The sequence below is a fragment of the Microbulbifer regidiadema (SeqCode) genome (assembly GCF_052467605.1).
The window spans coordinates 3323267-3338585 of sequence record NZ_CP174316.1 but is presented as its reverse complement, the minus strand read 5'-3'; the positions used below and the strand labels follow the sequence as shown (position 1 = coordinate 3338585).

Here is a 15319-nt window from a genome sequence, read left to right as displayed (position 1 = left end):
CCACACAAAAATTGTGGACATACTGTAGTAATACAAGACTACATACACTGGGCGAGGAGATCCCCCGCGTTACTGCCGTCAGTGCAACTTGTTATTCTTAGTAAAAGATTTTTTACTCCAGATGCCGTCGTCCGGAAAGGTACAACCAACAACCAGTTTCTTTATTTGTCGCAACTACTGCATATGCAAAAGAAACATATCGGCAGAAAAAAGTCAATCGGCGGCATTTTAAATAAATTTATGACGGTGCAGAAATGTATAAAGATCAACAAATAAATTTAATCACTTTACTGGGATATTTTTTATAAATTTAAAGCTGGCAGTCCCAATTGAGATCCAACCACTGGATTGACAAAATATGACCAGTCTCTATATCGAGAGAAAGCCCCAACAACTTCAGACTAATTTCATCGTGTCCCTGACATTGAGGGGGTGCTCAGATAAAGCACAGTGTATACATGACAAAATGATGTGGAACCGCTGTAAAGCCCCGCAGGGCGCGCTTTGTAGGTCCTGGCCGGGACTGTCGCTATATGCGGCGAGCTGTACTTTAGACCTACACACTTCAAGACTTGCTGAGTTTCAACTTTGAGGTCAAAAGTACGACTTATAAACTCATACTAAATACTGACTACACGCACCAGTGGCGACACAATTTATCCACTCAAGCAGCAAGAGGCCAAACAAGCCAGGCAGATCAATAGAAAATCTTGTACTATCCGTACAAGATTAAAATGAATATTACGCCAAATATTTTACTGCCGTTGCTTGCTGTAATTGAGCGAGTCGCTATCAGTGGTGAGGAGCCAGTCTCATACAATCCCCATTGATAGCCTATGGCGATGCAACTCTATGCTTACCCACCTTCACTAAAATTCAACTTATCTATTAGTGCCACAACCTATGCCTTTTTCTGTAAAACTTGACCAGCAGTCCATGTCTAGAGTCTGGCACCTGGCCTGGCCAATGATATTGAGCAATATTTCAGTGCCCTTGCTCGGAGCGGTAGATACCGCAATACTCGGCCACCTGCCATCTCCGGAATACCTTTCCGGTGTAGCGATCGGGGCCAGTGTCATAGCTATGCTGTTATGGGCATTTGGGTTTCTGCGCATGGGCACTACCGGCCTGGTGGCCAGAAGCTCCGATCTCGGCATCCAGTGGCTGTTGCGCGCACTGGCATTAGCCCTGGGGCTGGGACTTGCACTGCTTGTTATTGCCTCCCCGTTACTCGCTGATATCGTCAGGTGGATGAATGCCAGCCCTGACGCGGAACCCCATGCACTCGCCTACCTGCAAATACGCCTATTCTCAGCCCCTCTAGCCTTGGCCAATTTTGCTATTCTGGGTTTTTTTATCGGGCGCCAGGATAGCCGCGCGCCCCTGTATATACTTTTCGCCGCCAACCTACTGAATATAGCCCTCGATATCCTATTTATTCTCGGGCTAGGCCTCGGCGCCCAAGGCGCTGCTGCTGCAACGGTACTCGCCGATACCTTTGCCTTTCTCTTGGGGCTATACCTACTCTCCAGGGTACATGTTGATATCTGGTGTTATATTCGCGAAGAGATTGGACAGAAAAAGATTCTACCCTGGGTCGATTCCTCTCCCTGGCTGAACCTGTTAAAGATCAATTCCGATCTATTTGTCAGGACCTGCTTGCTTCTATCAATCTTCACTTTCTTTACTGCGCAAGGTGCAGCACAGGGGGATAATGTCCTTGCGGCTAACGCTATTCTCATACAACTGTTAATGATGACCTCCTACGCTCTGGACGGATTTGCTCACGCTACCGAGGCCTTAGTCGGGGAGTCTATAGCAAACAAGTCAAAAGCATTATTCACCTCGACAGTGCGCAGTGCCAGCCTGTGGGCCCTGGCGAGCGCCCTCCTAATGACCGCAGTACTGGTCGTAGGAGGGCCTTTAATTCTGTCACTATTTACCAATCTCGAACCGGTAATTGAGCAGGCCGGCAGGGTCTATGGCTGGCTCTGTGCACTGCCTCTTATCGCAGTGTGGAGCTACCAGTTAGATGGCGTTTTTATCGGTGCCGGTAAAAGCCGCGATATGCGCAACACAATGTTCGTTGCTTCCATATTGGTTTTCTTTCCATTTTGGTGGTTAACCAGGGATTGGGGTAACACAGGCATATGGTTCAGCCTATTTTTGTGGTTTGCAGCACGATCTTTAGGGCTCATTATCTATTTTAAATACTACACTATAACCGACTCTTGGCTGCGCCAAGAGTCATAGCACTAGAGCAATTTACAGGGCTCGGCCTATCGATCAGTAAACAACTGATTAAAAAACAAAAAGATTGGGAGTATTAATAGGTTTCAAGCTTATTGTTAAAATATGGTTACACGATATTTATACTTGATTAGATGCAATCGAAAAAATTCTAATTAAAATTAAACTCTCAGGATGGAAAATACTGAGCGGGCACAATAATCTACAATAGAGCCCGCTCACCATTTTTAATAGTGTAAAGATTGGATCTGTTTCTGCACTAATATTTGCTTGAAGTTAGCATAGAACGGCCTCTCCCCATGCATGACCGCAGAGTACAAACCCTCAACTTTATTTTTTAATTTCTGATTATAAAAAAACAAACTTCCACTGCGAACGCTATAAGAATTTGGGTTCTCAGCCATTGTCTTATAAAAAAGAGACACTCTTTCCAGGTAGGTATCCGCTTGTTTCTTAGAAAAACTTCCCTGTTGATAGTTATCTAAAACTTGCGCGCTGATCGCCTGAAATACCAATTCACGCTCATCCTCTGAGAAATGGTAGGCTCTCATCTGTGTATTAATATCGCGGCGCAAATCCTGCATATAGCGGTCAGCGGCCTGTGCTGAATCATACAGTGCATGAATGACCTTTTCCCGCTGTCTAAGCGCACCGCGATCCTTCAGGGTATAGATATTAGAAATCTCTGCTGCGGAGAAATCGCCCAGAGGGCGGAAAATAGTGACATGCTGCAAATTGCTATTTCTTGTCAGCTTTTCACAAATTGCTATTGCCTGTTGCCAGCGTGCAAATGACTCACCTTCCAATATTTGATCTGGTAACGCTTTTACCGCCAAGCCCAGTCTTCTTTCCTCTTCATGGTAATATTTGGGGTGGGCTTTCCAGTCGTTGGCCTGTAAACGAAATAAGGTCAGTATTCCCTGATTGACACAGCTCGCCAATAGATAAGCGACCTGTTCCCGCTGCTGCTCTGCATTTTTGCGATAGCGATCAAGGCCATAAAGGCCTATGACCGCTATCACAATAAAAACCACCAGGATAGCAAATATTTTTTTCACTTTTTACGGCTACTTGTCGGTTGGATGAATTTAACCGGCTCCTCGTGAACCTTTTTCTCTACATCCTGGCTCACACGGGTTGATACTTCTATCGGCGCTGACTGCAATCGAATTTCATCCTTAAATCCACAGGCAACACATTCTCTATAATTCTTTCCATCCTTGTGGTAATTGATAATTTTATCCATTTCGCTACAGCGGGGGCACACGGCCCCGGCAATAAAGCGTTTTTTAATAATCTTACCAGTCTCGGCTGAACTTTCTTTTTTCATCATGACTACAACTCAATATTTCATGATTGCGGTATCAGTTACGCAGGGCTGATATTCAACTCTTGCTGCTCGATACCAGAGTGGCGCAACAGGGCGTCTATTTGTGGCTCTCGACCCCGGAACTGAACAAAAAGTTCCAGTGCATCGCGGCTACCCCCCTGCTCCAATATACTGTGCAGAAATTTTTTGCCCGTTTCCCGGTCAAATATACCCGCTTCCTCAAATAGAGAAAAAGCATCTGCCGACAATACTTCCGCCCATTTGTAGCTGTAATAACCTGCGGCATAGCCACCGGCAAAAATATGGCTAAAAGCATGCTGGAAGCGGTTCTCTGCGGCAATAGGCACAACGGCAACCTCCGCGCGCACCTGATCCAGTAAAACCTGAACTTTATCAGAGGTCAATGGCTGTGCACTGGCATGGAGGCGAAAATCAAAAAGAGCAAACTCCAATTGACGCACGGTAAACATCGCGGAGTGGAAGTTTTTTGCCGCCAACATTTTATCCAGTAAAACTTCCGGCAACGCCTCCCCTGTTTCGAAATGTGCAGAAATCATGGAAATTGCCTGCGGCTGCCAACACCAATTTTCCAGGAATTGGCTGGGCATTTCCACTGCATCCCAGGCGACACCATTAATGCCGGAAACTGCGGCCACATCGATTTGTGTCAACATATGGTGGAGGCCATGGCCAAACTCATGGAACAAAGTGGTCACTTCTGTATGCGTCAGCAGTGAGGGCATAGCGCCGGCAGCTGGACTGAAATTACATACTAAATAAGCTATGGGTAACTGGATTCCGTCCGGGGTGTGACGCCGGCTGCTCACGGTATCCATCCAGGCACCGCCGCGTTTTTTCTCCCGCGCGAATGCATCCAGATAGAAACCAGCAATCTTTTCGCCGTCTCTCAGCAACCAAAAGAACTGCACATCGGCATGCCAAGTAGCAACGCTGGTATCTTCTTCTACGGTGATTCCGAATAGCTGCTCCACCACAGTAAAGAGGCCATTAACGACTTTAGCGTAGGGGAAGTAGGGTCTCAATTCCTCCTGGCTGATAGCGTATCGCTGCTGTTTGAGCTTTTCTGCCACCCAGGCCACATCCCAGGGTTGTAACTCTTCAATGCCCAGTTGCTCTGTGGCAAACGCTTTCAGCTCAGCCATTTCTCTCTGGGCTGCCGGCTTGGCTCGTTCAGCCAGGTCTTGGAGAAACTCCAGTACCCGCTGCGTATTTGGAGCCATTTTGCTAGCCAAAGACAGCTCCGCATAGTTGTTCATGCCCAGCAAGCTGGCCTGCTCCGCGCGCAGTGCCAAAATGGTCTCCATCACGTCGGTGTTATCGTATTCACCTCCCTGGGGACCGGTCTCTGAAGCCCGACTGACAAAGGCTAAGTGAACATCCCGGCGCAGCGATCTATTTTCAGCGTGGGTCATTACCGCCAGGAAACTGGGCCCCTCCAGGGTAATCAGCCAGCCATCGAGCGCCTTTGCTTCAGCGGCAGCCCGCGCAGCGGCAAGGGCAGTTTGCGGCAGCCCGCGCAGCTGTGCCTCATCTTCTGTGTGCCAGGTCCAGGCGTTAGTTGCATCGAGGACATTGTTGGCAAACTGACTGGATAACTCCGCCAAACGCCGACTGTTAGCGGCAAATTTTTCCCGGGCCTCCCCCTCCAGGCCGACACCACTGAGTTCAAAGTCTCGCACCCCCAACTCCAGAGACTTCTTACGCGCCTGAGGCCACGCCTCAAATTCAGGCGACTGTATCAATTGCAGGTAGAGATCGTAGAGTTCGCGGTTTTGCCCCTGCTTTGTCCAGTAGGCCGTCACTTGAGCCAAGGCGGCCTCATAGGGCGCCCGCCAGGGGCCACTTAGAACGCTATTCAGATGACTGACAGGGGAGAAGGCTCGATTTAGCTGGTCCTGTGCCTGCTCCAGAAGCACCAGCGTGTTATCCCAACCCGGAGTCGCCAATCCCTGTTGAAGGGTTTGTTCACAGGTTTTAATCAGCTCGGTAATGGCGGGCTCCACCTGCTCGGGTGCCAGTTTATCGAAAGGCGGCAGCAGCGGGATATTCAACAGTGGATTGGACATATAAGACTCTGTGCTCGAATTAGGATAAAGCTATGATAGAGGATTCATTGTACAGGAGCTTATTTATGTCCCCACTGCGCAGCCACGATGATTCCCACGGCGAGAAGTTTCCAGAACTTGGCGACAGCGTATATATCGACCCTCAATCCGCCGTTATCGGTGATGTCACCCTGGGCGATGATTGCTCCGTATGGCCGATGGCCGTTGTGCGCGGGGATATGCATAAAATCCGTATCGGCGCGCGCACCAGTGTGCAGGATGGCGCTGTTCTCCATATCACCCACGCGGGTCCATTCAATGCCGATGGCTGGCCACTGACCATTGGCGAAGACGTCACTATCGGCCACAAAGCCTGCCTGCACGGTTGCAGCATCGGCAGCCGGGTTCTTATCGGTATTGGCTCTATTGTGCTCGACGGAGCCACAATTGAAGACGATGTGGTGCTGGCAGCCGGTGCTCTGGTTCCACCGGGTAAAACTCTGGAGAGTGGCTACCTCTATGTCGGTGCCCCCTGTAAAAAAGCCCGCCCCCTATCCGATAAGGAAAAGGCCTTCTTTAAGTATTCCGCTGAAAACTATGTGAAACTGAAAGATCAGTATCTCCTTAAACAGCAACCATAGTTACGGCCGGCTCCCCGCTATGCTTAACCTGAATATGGATCAGCTGCATATTTTTGTACGCTCCTGTGAAGCCGGATCTTTTTCGGCGGTCGCTCGCGAAGTGGGCCGGGCTCAGTCTTCTGTAAGCAGCCTGATTCAAAATCTGGAGCTCGACCTGGGGCTGACTCTATTTAACCGCGAAGGAAAGTATCCCCGGCCCACTGCCGCTGCTTTGGCACTACTACCGCTAGCGCGTCAATCGCTGGGACAGCTACAGCGCTTCCAGCAGGCGGCAAATTCCTTCCAGCGGGGAGAGGAGCCTCAGCTCAACATATTATTTGAAGAGCTGGTAATACCGGATCGACTCAACGATATGCTGGCCACCTTCAGCGAGCGCTTCCCGCACACTGAGCTCCAGCTCGGCAGTGTTACCGGGGAGGAAGCGGTCCAGCAGGTGACACGTGGCGAAGCCGACTTTGCCTTTGTCACCTCGAGGGATTCCTATCCCAGTTCACTGGATACCAGTAACCTGGGACAGCAGCGGGTACTAAGCCTGGCCTGCCCGGAGCACCCCCTGGCCCAGAGAAAACAATCCTCCTTGAATGAGGCGGCCCAGCACCGGCAAATCACCACAGCACCAGAATCGCAAAGATACCGTTGGCAGCTCTCTGCACAGGCTTGGCGAAGTGATTCTCTGCTACAGGCCCTGGAGCTGGCCTGCAAGGGGGTTGGGTGGGTCAATGCGCCCTACGAACTGGCCCGCCCCTTTCTAAAAAGTGGCAGGCTGGTTGAGCTCAACTTAACCGGTTCACTCAATACCTGGAGCCTCGGTGTGGATCTGCTCTGGTCCAAGCAGACGCCACAGGGCTTAGCCGCGCAATGGTTTGCCCGGGAGGCCCAGCGACTCTACGGTAACTTTTACAGCCCACCTATCGAAACATCCGATAGAACCTAATTTTTACCTATCAGAACTTTGCATAAGACTTGGCGTTGTAGACCGAGGGTCTGTGACTCAATCCGACTTGATTAGGAGCCAAACTATGTCCAAACAGCAGTATCTCCAGGAAATGGAGGTCTTCTCGCAAAAATATCGCTACGACATGGACTACTTGCGTGAGTTTCTTCAGGCCTCTCCCGAGGGCTTTGAAAAGTTCAGAAATTTCCAACCCCTATCCATGCACAGGGAGTTCTTACCTATCGATGTGTTTTGGGTGAGTAAGATAGCGGCTATGCAAGTAGCTGATTGCGGTATGTGCCTGCAATTGAATGTGCGTATGGCCTTAGAGGCGGGTGTTGAACCCCACTTGGTGAAGGCTTGTATCCAAGGCGGCAGCGGCCTGCCTGAGAACTTGCAGGATATTTTTGATTTCGCAACGGCCGTGGCCAGCTACAAAACGATCGATCCTGTTCTCAACGAACGGATAGATGCACAACTGGATAACCGACAGAGAATCGAGCTGGGGGTCAGCGTCGCTACCGCTTCAGTCTTCCCCACCATCAAGCGGGCTATGGGCTATACCCAAAGTTGCAACCTGGTTGAGATCGAATTTAAACCGTGATGTGGCGGGCCTTGGCAACCAAGGCCTCCTCACTATTTGCCCTGCAACCGCAAAAGCGCCGATGCACCTATGCCGCCAAGGGCACAGGCGAGAATAATCACCAGGGGGGTCATTTGCCCGAGTACTAAAGCCCCGTAGTCATAGCCTCTCTGTGGCAGAAGGTACAAAAGCATCAACCCCGCCGGCACCAGAGATAAGAGCAAGCCCCGTATTAACCAGGCGTTGCGCAAAGGCAACAAAAACAACAACCCGAAAACGCCGCCCCAAACGATGCGCTGATACAGGTAGGCATTGCTCAGAGACGGGGCCAAATCCACGCTCAGAAACTGGGTGAAGCCATAGCGGCCCATGGCCCAGAGCCCCAGGGCGTAGCAAAGCCCACCGAAACTCCCCACCGCAAAACAAATCGACAGGTTTCGTACTATGTCGCGCACAACACTTTCTCTCTTTTATTGATCGGTTGCTCTAGTTATATTGCGGCGCAACTCGGCCATGACTGGCGCCGTCTGTGGGCGTACGCCGCGCCACAGCAAAAATGCTTCGGCCGCCTGCTCTACCAGCATGCCGAGGCCATCGGCACTCTCGGCACCCTGACCACAGGCCCATTGTGTAAAGGGTGTGGCTGTGGCCCCGTACATCATATCGTACGCCTTGCCATGGCCGGCGACACAGCCTTCGGGCAATGGCGGTAGTACACCGCCGAGGCTGGCGGAGCTCGCATTGATAATCAGGTCGTAACAACCGCGCAATGTCTCCAGGCCGCCGCCACTCAACTCTCCCTGCGGGGAAAATTCTGCCGCAAGCTGCACCGCTTTTTCTGCGCTGCGGTTGGCAATATGTAAATGTGCGGGCTGCTCCGCCAGAATCGGCAGCAGTGCTCCCCGAGCCGCACCTCCCGCGCCCAGCAAGAGGACTTTTTTCCCCTTGATCTCCCAACCCAAATTGTTGCAAATATCGAAGACCAGGCCGGCACCATCGGTGTTATCGCCAAGAATCTTTCCATCCCCGGCCAGCGCCAGGGTATTAACGGCCCCGGCGGAAGCTCCCCGCTCAGTCAGGGTATCCGCGAACTCGAAGGCCTGTAGCTTAAACGGCACCGTCACATTGAGGCCGCAGCCGCCCTCGGCAAAAAAAGCCCGCGCGAATTCGACAAAGCCCTCTAGGGGAGCCAGCTGCTTGTCGTAATCGATATCCTCACCGGTCTGTGCGGCAAAGGCACGGTGTATCTCCGGTGAGAGGGAGTGTTCGATGGGGTTGCCCACGACCGCATAGCGCTCGCTCATAGCTTCGCCCTCCTGCGCACTCTCACGGCCTCGCGAATCTTGGCACTTTCATCCACGATAATCAGGCCATCGATTTTGAGACCGTCGGCGGCTTCGCCCACCAGATAGCGGGTAGTGGAACTGTACAACTCCAGCGCTTTTTCCTCCCCCTGTGGGTGCAACAGGGTCCAGCGCAGACTCGCCAGGGTGCTGTAATCATTCAGCTCTATCACCTCGGTGACAGTGCCGAGAATCTGACAGACACCGAGGCGCCGATAGGCGTTGAGCAGTTTAACCACCTGCTGGATAAACTCATCCCGCGCTATAGTGAGTTTGACGCCATCTTCCCGGTAGTAGTGCAGGGGAAAGCGATAAAAATCAGCAATCTGCACGGCATCTCCCGTTTCAAAATGCCGCCGGTAATCGAGAAACAGAGAGTTGATTCCCTCCAGTCGCGATGGGTGCACAGCAAACCTCCATTGTGACAAGTTGCCTGGCTACACCCAGTCTCTGTGCGGCAGAAAATCGGTGTAGAGTTTCTCTTCAGCAGAGCCCGGCTCCGGTTGCCAGTCGTATTTCCAGCTCACCAGTGAAGGCAGGGACATCAGGATCGACTCAGTGCGCCCGCCACTTTGCAGCCCGAACAGGGTGCCGCGGTCAAATACCAAGTTGAACTCCACATAGCGACCGCGGCGGTAGAGTTGGAATTCACGCTCGCGCTCACCGTAAGCGATCTCTTTGCGCTTCTGCACAATAGGCAGATAGGCTTCCAGATAGCTATCGCCCACAGCGCGCATAAGCGCAAAAGCGTTGTCGTAGCCGCCTTCGTTAAAGTCATCAAAAAAGAGTCCGCCGACTCCGCGGGCTTCATCCCGGTGCTTCAGGTAGAAGTATTTGTCACACCACTGCTTGAAGCGGGGGTATATCTCACTGCCAAACGGCTCACAAGCCCGCTTGGCCGCCTGGTGCCAATGTACGACATCTTCATGAAAGCCGTAATACGGGGTCAAATCATAGCCGCCACCAAACCACCAGATAGGTTCGGCTCCGGGCTTTTTCGCCACAAATAGACGCACATTTGCATGGCTGGTTGGCACATAGGGGTTGCGCGGATGAATTACCAGGGAGACACCCATCGCCTCAAAGGAACAGCCGGCCAGTTCGGGGCGATTAGCCGTAGCCGAGGGCGGCAGTCCATCCCCATAGACATGGGAAAAGTTCACCCCGCCCTTTTCGATAAGGTTGCCCTCTTCCAGCACCCGGGTGCGGCCACCGCCACCGCCGGGCCTGTCCCAGTTGTCCTCGCGAAATGACTGGCCGTCTTCTGCGCTCAGGGCATTGCAAATGCGGTCTTGCAGGCCGAGTAAATAGGCCTTTACTTCCTTGGTATCGATATCACTCATAAGCGAAAACTACATCACTGTTTTGAAATTAGGCGCCCGCCCTCAACACGCGGCCGCTTTGCAGATCGCGTATTTCACTGGGAGCGCTGCGGCCACCGGTCGAGCCACCGCCGACAAAGTCGAGATCGCGACCGAAATAGCGCAGTACCTGGTATTTATTGCGGGCGGGTTGGGACCCGGCCGGATTTGCCGAAGTGGATACGATAGCACCGCCGAAGGCGCGTGTTAACGCAACCGTAAACGGGTGGTCGGTGCAGCGCAGGGCCACCGATTTATGTACGCCACAGACCCAGGAGGGGATTAAGTCCCGGTGGGGTACCAGCCAGGTAACCGGGCCCGGCCAACTGCTATCCAGCTGCTGCTGTTGCCCATCACTGAGATCGCTGAGGAGGGTATCAAAGTGCGCCCTGTCGCCGGAGACCAGGATCAATCCCTTCTCCAGAGGGCGGTGCTTGAGTTGCAGCAGGCGCCTGACCGCCTGCAGGTTATTGGGGTCACAGGCCAACCCCCACACAGATTCTGTCGGATGGGCAATAACGCCCCCCGCCGCCAGGGCGCGGGCAGCCTGTTTTACCGCGAGCGCTGAGTACTTCATTACAACACTGACCTTATTGAGCTTTACGCTGTTGCAGGTCTCGCTGCCACTGAGTGTCTGCGGCTTCCATTGCTGACAGGTCGGAGTCGGGCCCCATCAGAATCGCTACAAAAGGCTTACTCATTTCAACTCTCTTTGCTCTTAAAGCGGGGGGAACGCGGCAATCTAGCGGATTGCACAGCCGCGCACAAGGTGTAGCCGCCACGCTCGCCTTGGCAATCGACAGGTGGGCAAAGGCCGTGGCAATTTACCCAAAGCGGGCCCAACAGCCCCGCTCTTTAAAGCGCCATTTTTACCCCAGCCGCATAGCTGGGATGCACCTTGTGGAACTCCGCCAGCTGTCGCTGAATAATTTTATCCGGCACACCCGCCATCGCTTCGGCAATATTGCGATATAAACGCTGCTTTTGCTCATCCTCGAATAAGTCAAATAGCGCCCGCGCCTGGCTATAGTCATCATTACCTTGGCGATGGTCATATCTGTCTGCCGCTCCTGAGAGTGGCAGCGGAGGTTCCTGGGCCCCGGCATCCTCCTCTGGCCCAGAAAAACTATTGGGATCATAAAAGGCATCCGGATTGCCACTGCGTATACCCGCACTATTCATGGCGCCATCCCGGTAGTAATTATGCACAGGGCAGCGCGGCGCATTCACTGGGAGACTCTCGTAGTGCGTGCCCAGGCGGTGGCGGTGGGCATCGGCGTAAGAAAAAATACGCGCTTGTAGCATCTTGTCCGGAGAGAAACCGATACCCGGGACGATATTGGATGGCGAGAAGGCTGCCTGCTCAATTTCCGCAAAGTAATCTTGCGGATTGCGATTTAACTCCATGGTACCCACTTCAATCGGTGGGTAATCCCCGTGGGGCCAAATCTTGGTGAGATCAAAAGGGTTGTAACGGGTTTTCCCGACATCCGCCTCGGGCATCACCTGAACCTGAAATACCCACTTGGGGCAGCCCCCATTTTCTATCGCGCTGTACATCGCCTCCTGGTAACTCTCCCGGGAGCGCCCAATCACCCCTGCGGCCTCCGCATTAGTCAGGTGCCTGTGCCCCTGCTGAGTCTTAAAATGAAATTTGACCCAGAAACGTTCGCCCCGGTGATTCCACAGGGAGAAGGTATGGGAGCCATAGCCATTCATATGCAGCGGAGAGATGGGCAAGCCGCGATCGGAAAACAGTATGGTCACTTGATGCAGACTCTCCGGGCACAGCGACCAGAAATCCCACATAGCCGTAGGCGAGCGCAGATGAGTGCGTGGATGCCGCTTTTGCGTGTGAATAAAATCCGGAAACTTATAGGGATCTCGCACAAAAAAGACCGGCGTATTGTTGCCGACCAAATCCCAATTGCCCTCCTCCGTATAGAATTTCAAAGCAAAACCGCGCACGTCCCGCTCCGCATCGGCAGCGCCCAGCTCACCGGCCACGGTTGAGAAGCGGGCCAGCAGCGGGGTTTCTGTTCCCGGCTGTAGTACCTGCGCACAGGTGTAGTCAGAGATATTACCGGTAACTCTCAAAACCCCATAGGCGCCCCAGCCTTTGGCGTGTACCGCCCGCTCGGGTATACGCTCGCGATTTTGGTGGGCCAACTTTTCGATAAGCTGGTAATCCTGGAGCAACAGGGGGCCATTTGGCCCCGCCGTAAGGCTGTTTTGATTATCCGGGACCGGGGTGCCGGCATCAGTGGTGAGTTTGGGTTTATCCGCCATGATCAGCTCCGCTATTGCAATCCCCTGAGTATTAACGCTGTCACAGGGGGGCGCGAATCAATCGGCGGCTACACCATCAAACCGGGCAACCCCTCAGGGGCTGTCTAACTCTTCAGGGGATTTTATCGCTAATTTATCCTCTGCGTAGCGGCTGCCTCGCAGTGTTAACTGGTAGGCCCCGCTAAGCTGCTCCAGTAATCCCTCCAGCTCCATCTGCATCAAGACCGCCATCAATTCACCGGGATCACTATCGGTGTCCCGCGCCAGGAGCTCGATACTGCGGGGCCCACCGATAAGCACTTTGATCAATTGCCGCTGGGGCTCAGGCAGAGATCGTCCCGCTGGGGTGGCAGTGCCTGTGGGTTCCGCCAACAAGCCGCCGAGCTGACTGGCGACATCGGCGCTGGTTTCCACCAGTGTTGCCCCCTCCCGGATAAGGTGGTGGCAGCCCCTGGCCATTGGGTTGTGGATGGAACCGGGGATCGCAAAGACCTCGCGATTTTGCTCCAGCGCCAGACGGGCAGTAATCAGGGAACCGGAGCGCATCGCCGCCTCGACCAACAACACCCCCATCGATAAGCCACTGATAATCCGATTGCGGCGGGGAAAGTTTTTCGCCTCGGCGCTGCTGCCGATAGGCAATTCACTCACCAGGGCACCGCCGGCACTGAGAATATCCTCCGCCAGGGTGCGGTTGTGCTTGGGATAAATACGGTCAACCCCGCTTCCCAGTATCGCAATCGTGGTGCCCGCGCCCTGCAGTGCCCCCCGGTGAGCGGCGGCATCGACGCCCAGAGCCAGTCCCGAGGTAATAGCGAAGCCGGAGCTGGCCAACTCTGCGGCGAAGGCCCGGGCGTTATCCAGGCCCGCAACCGTAGCGCGGCGCGCGCCCACCATCGCCACCTGCGGGAGGTTCAGTGCGCCCTTGTCGCCGCGAATATAGAGCACTGGGGGCGGCTGGGGGATTTCCGCTAACAGGGCGGGATAATCGGGATCACTGTGGCAAAGTAACTGCACCCCCAAATCGGCGCAGCGGGCACGCTCTTGTTCAACCCAATCCATCAGTTCACTGGCGGCATATCGGTTGGAGACTTCTCGCCACTGGGCCTGGGCGCGGGGGGATAACTTTTCGAGCAGAGACTGGGGAAACTGGTACAGCGCCGCTTCGGCAGAGGCAAAACGCTCCAATAGCTGCCAATAGCGAGCCGGACCGATACCCTCGAGACGCAGCAACACCATAGTGGCGGTCAACGCATCCATGCGACTTACCATATTCTGTTTTGAAGGTTATGCGGCAGGGCAAACAGCAACTCCTGCCGCGAGATTAACAGCGCCTAGGGATTGCGCACCATATCCATCACCGCCAGCGGGCGACGGGCATCCACCACCAGCGCGAGACTCATTTTTTCAAAGGTGCGAAATACCATCAGTTCACCGGCGCGCTCATCCGGTAGCTTCACCACATCCCCGGCAATACGATCGCGCACCGTGGAACCGCGCTTGTAAACCGCCAGGACATTGCCCGGTTGCAGGCCGTCCCGATCGCCGGAATTGAGGATAACCACGTCAAACTTACCGATCTGGCTGACCCCTTCCTCAACCCCCACGATCACATTATCAATCTGCACGCTGGGTGCACTGGGGTGGAACAGCGCATCGATCGAGCGCTCTTCTACCGGCATCAGCCGGTCTTCAAGGCGAATCTCCCGGGAGGTATTGCGCACGCCCATTGTCGCGACAGAAAAATCCGGGTTGTTATCCGGGTCCAGTTGTAACAGATCTAAAGTACCCACGCCAAGGGCCTGGCGCCCGAGCACTTCACCGGATAGCGGATCAGTATAGACCGGGCCGGGGCGGTAGAGGCCGTAAGACGCCAGCGGCGCGGCAAAGTCTCCGCGGGCGTAAAGGGTATCCCCTGCGCCCATCAAAATATGGTTATCGGCACCAGAGATCACATAGGGTGTCCCCTCAAATGCACCGGGCTCAACAATACGGGTGCGCGACAAAAAGGCGTTGATCGCATCCAGCGGAATTGCCGGGATTGCATCCTCTACTGCCTGGCGGCGAATCGACGGTGACAGGCGATTGCCATCAACGCCCGGCGACAGTTGGTAGGCTCGGGGACCGCGCTGCAGCTGCAACTGTGGCTGGCCGTCGATATACACCAGACGCAGGCTGTCTCCCGGGTAAATCAGGTGGGGGTTTTCCACCTGCGGATTCACCTGCCAGATCTCCGGCCAATACCAGGGTTGTACCAGGAACTGGCTGGAAATATCCCAGAGTGTGTCGCCCTTTTGTACCACATACGCGTCGGGGTGACTGGGGTTCAGGCGAACCTGATCCTGTGCTTCGACACCAAGGGCAACCGCTAACATCGAGATTGCGGCCAGGATAATTTTTTTCATAGAAGCATTCCTATGCTCTTTATCGCTATAATTCTCAGCGCCGGGCCACTCCCGTGAGGGAGCGGGACCGGACCCGGGCGCACAGCGCCGGCAAAAACAGGGGTCCACTCGGTAAAT

The 15319-nt window shown here is 53.8% G+C and carries 15 protein-coding genes; 4 read left to right on the top strand and 11 right to left on the bottom strand.

The features are described from left to right. The first annotated feature begins 903 nt into the window (after positions 1 to 903). Positions 904 to 2253, top strand: a complete 1350-nt coding sequence (locus ACJJIF_RS15240) for an MATE family efflux transporter (RefSeq protein WP_444929182.1) — start codon at positions 904 to 906, stop codon at positions 2251 to 2253. Between the two features lie 224 nt (positions 2254 to 2477). Here the strand turns inward: ACJJIF_RS15240 and ACJJIF_RS15235 are convergent, their stop codons facing one another. Genes ACJJIF_RS15235 through ACJJIF_RS15225 form a run of 3 tightly spaced genes read right to left on the bottom strand, consistent with a single transcriptional unit; the run spans position 2478 to position 5667 of the window. After that, on the bottom strand, positions 2478 to 3308 hold the full coding sequence (locus ACJJIF_RS15235) for a hypothetical protein (protein WP_444929181.1): 831 nt from the start codon (positions 3306 to 3308) through the stop codon (positions 2478 to 2480). After that, positions 3305 to 3583, bottom strand: coding sequence for a YheV family putative zinc ribbon protein (locus ACJJIF_RS15230; protein WP_444929180.1), 279 nt, complete (start codon positions 3581 to 3583; stop codon positions 3305 to 3307). The genes ACJJIF_RS15235 and ACJJIF_RS15230 overlap by 4 nt, the downstream gene beginning before the upstream one ends. 35 nt (positions 3584 to 3618) lie before the next feature. Then, positions 3619 to 5667 (bottom strand): M3 family metallopeptidase, encoded by a 2049-nt coding sequence (locus ACJJIF_RS15225; protein WP_444929179.1) that lies wholly within the window; start codon positions 5665 to 5667, stop codon positions 3619 to 3621. A gap of 65 nt (positions 5668 to 5732) precedes the next feature. Here ACJJIF_RS15225 and ACJJIF_RS15220 point away from each other — a divergent pair, with 65 nt between their 5' ends. The 3 genes from ACJJIF_RS15220 to ACJJIF_RS15210 all read left to right on the top strand — a co-directional run bounded on the left by ACJJIF_RS15220 (position 5733) and on the right by ACJJIF_RS15210 (position 7825). Next, positions 5733 to 6287, top strand: a complete 555-nt coding sequence (locus tag ACJJIF_RS15220; RefSeq protein ID WP_444929178.1) for a gamma carbonic anhydrase family protein — start codon at positions 5733 to 5735, stop codon at positions 6285 to 6287. A gap of 19 nt (positions 6288 to 6306) precedes the next feature. Beyond that, positions 6307 to 7221 (top strand): LysR family transcriptional regulator, encoded by a 915-nt coding sequence (locus ACJJIF_RS15215; protein WP_444929177.1) that lies wholly within the window; start codon positions 6307 to 6309, stop codon positions 7219 to 7221. A gap of 85 nt (positions 7222 to 7306) precedes the next feature. Continuing rightward, positions 7307 to 7825, top strand: coding sequence for a carboxymuconolactone decarboxylase family protein (locus ACJJIF_RS15210; protein WP_444929176.1), 519 nt, complete (start codon positions 7307 to 7309; stop codon positions 7823 to 7825). Between the two features lie 32 nt (positions 7826 to 7857). On the opposite strand, the gene ACJJIF_RS15205 is transcribed toward ACJJIF_RS15210, so the two are convergent. From ACJJIF_RS15205 to ACJJIF_RS15170, 8 genes are all read right to left on the bottom strand, one after another. After that, entirely contained in the window at positions 7858 to 8259 is a 402-nt protein-coding gene (locus ACJJIF_RS15205) for a hypothetical protein (RefSeq protein WP_444929175.1), read from the bottom strand. Positions 8260 to 8274: 15 nt separating this feature from the next. Further along, a complete protein-coding gene (gene aroE / locus ACJJIF_RS15200) occupies positions 8275 to 9108 on the bottom strand; it encodes a shikimate dehydrogenase (protein WP_444929174.1) in 834 nt (277 codons plus the stop codon). After that, on the bottom strand, positions 9105 to 9554 hold the full coding sequence (locus tag ACJJIF_RS15195; RefSeq protein ID WP_444929173.1) for a DUF6841 family protein: 450 nt from the start codon (positions 9552 to 9554) through the stop codon (positions 9105 to 9107). Before ACJJIF_RS15195 ends, aroE begins: the two co-directional genes overlap by 4 nt. A 30-nt stretch (positions 9555 to 9584) precedes the next feature. Further along, positions 9585 to 10490 carry an oxygen-dependent coproporphyrinogen oxidase gene (hemF, locus tag ACJJIF_RS15190; RefSeq protein ID WP_444929172.1) on the bottom strand — a complete coding sequence of 302 codons (906 nt, stop codon included), beginning with the start codon at positions 10488 to 10490 and terminating at the stop codon, positions 9585 to 9587. Positions 10491 to 10518: 28 nt separating this feature from the next. Then, positions 10519 to 11085, bottom strand: a complete 567-nt coding sequence (gene tsaC / locus ACJJIF_RS15185; protein WP_444929171.1) for an L-threonylcarbamoyladenylate synthase type 1 TsaC — start codon at positions 11083 to 11085, stop codon at positions 10519 to 10521. 278 nt (positions 11086 to 11363) lie between these two features. Further along, entirely contained in the window at positions 11364 to 12797 is a 1434-nt protein-coding gene (locus ACJJIF_RS15180) for a catalase (RefSeq protein WP_444929170.1), read from the bottom strand. A gap of 93 nt (positions 12798 to 12890) precedes the next feature. After that, the gene (gene dprA, locus ACJJIF_RS15175; RefSeq protein WP_444929169.1) at positions 12891 to 14057 is read right to left on the bottom strand and encodes a DNA-processing protein DprA; all 1167 of its coding nucleotides are present in this window, start codon (positions 14055 to 14057) and stop codon (positions 12891 to 12893) included. Between the two features lie 74 nt (positions 14058 to 14131). Then, positions 14132 to 15202: a LysM peptidoglycan-binding domain-containing protein gene (locus ACJJIF_RS15170; protein WP_444929168.1), complete on the bottom strand. Its 1071-nt coding sequence runs from the start codon at positions 15200 to 15202 to the stop codon at positions 14132 to 14134. Positions 15203 to 15319 lie beyond the last annotated feature (117 nt).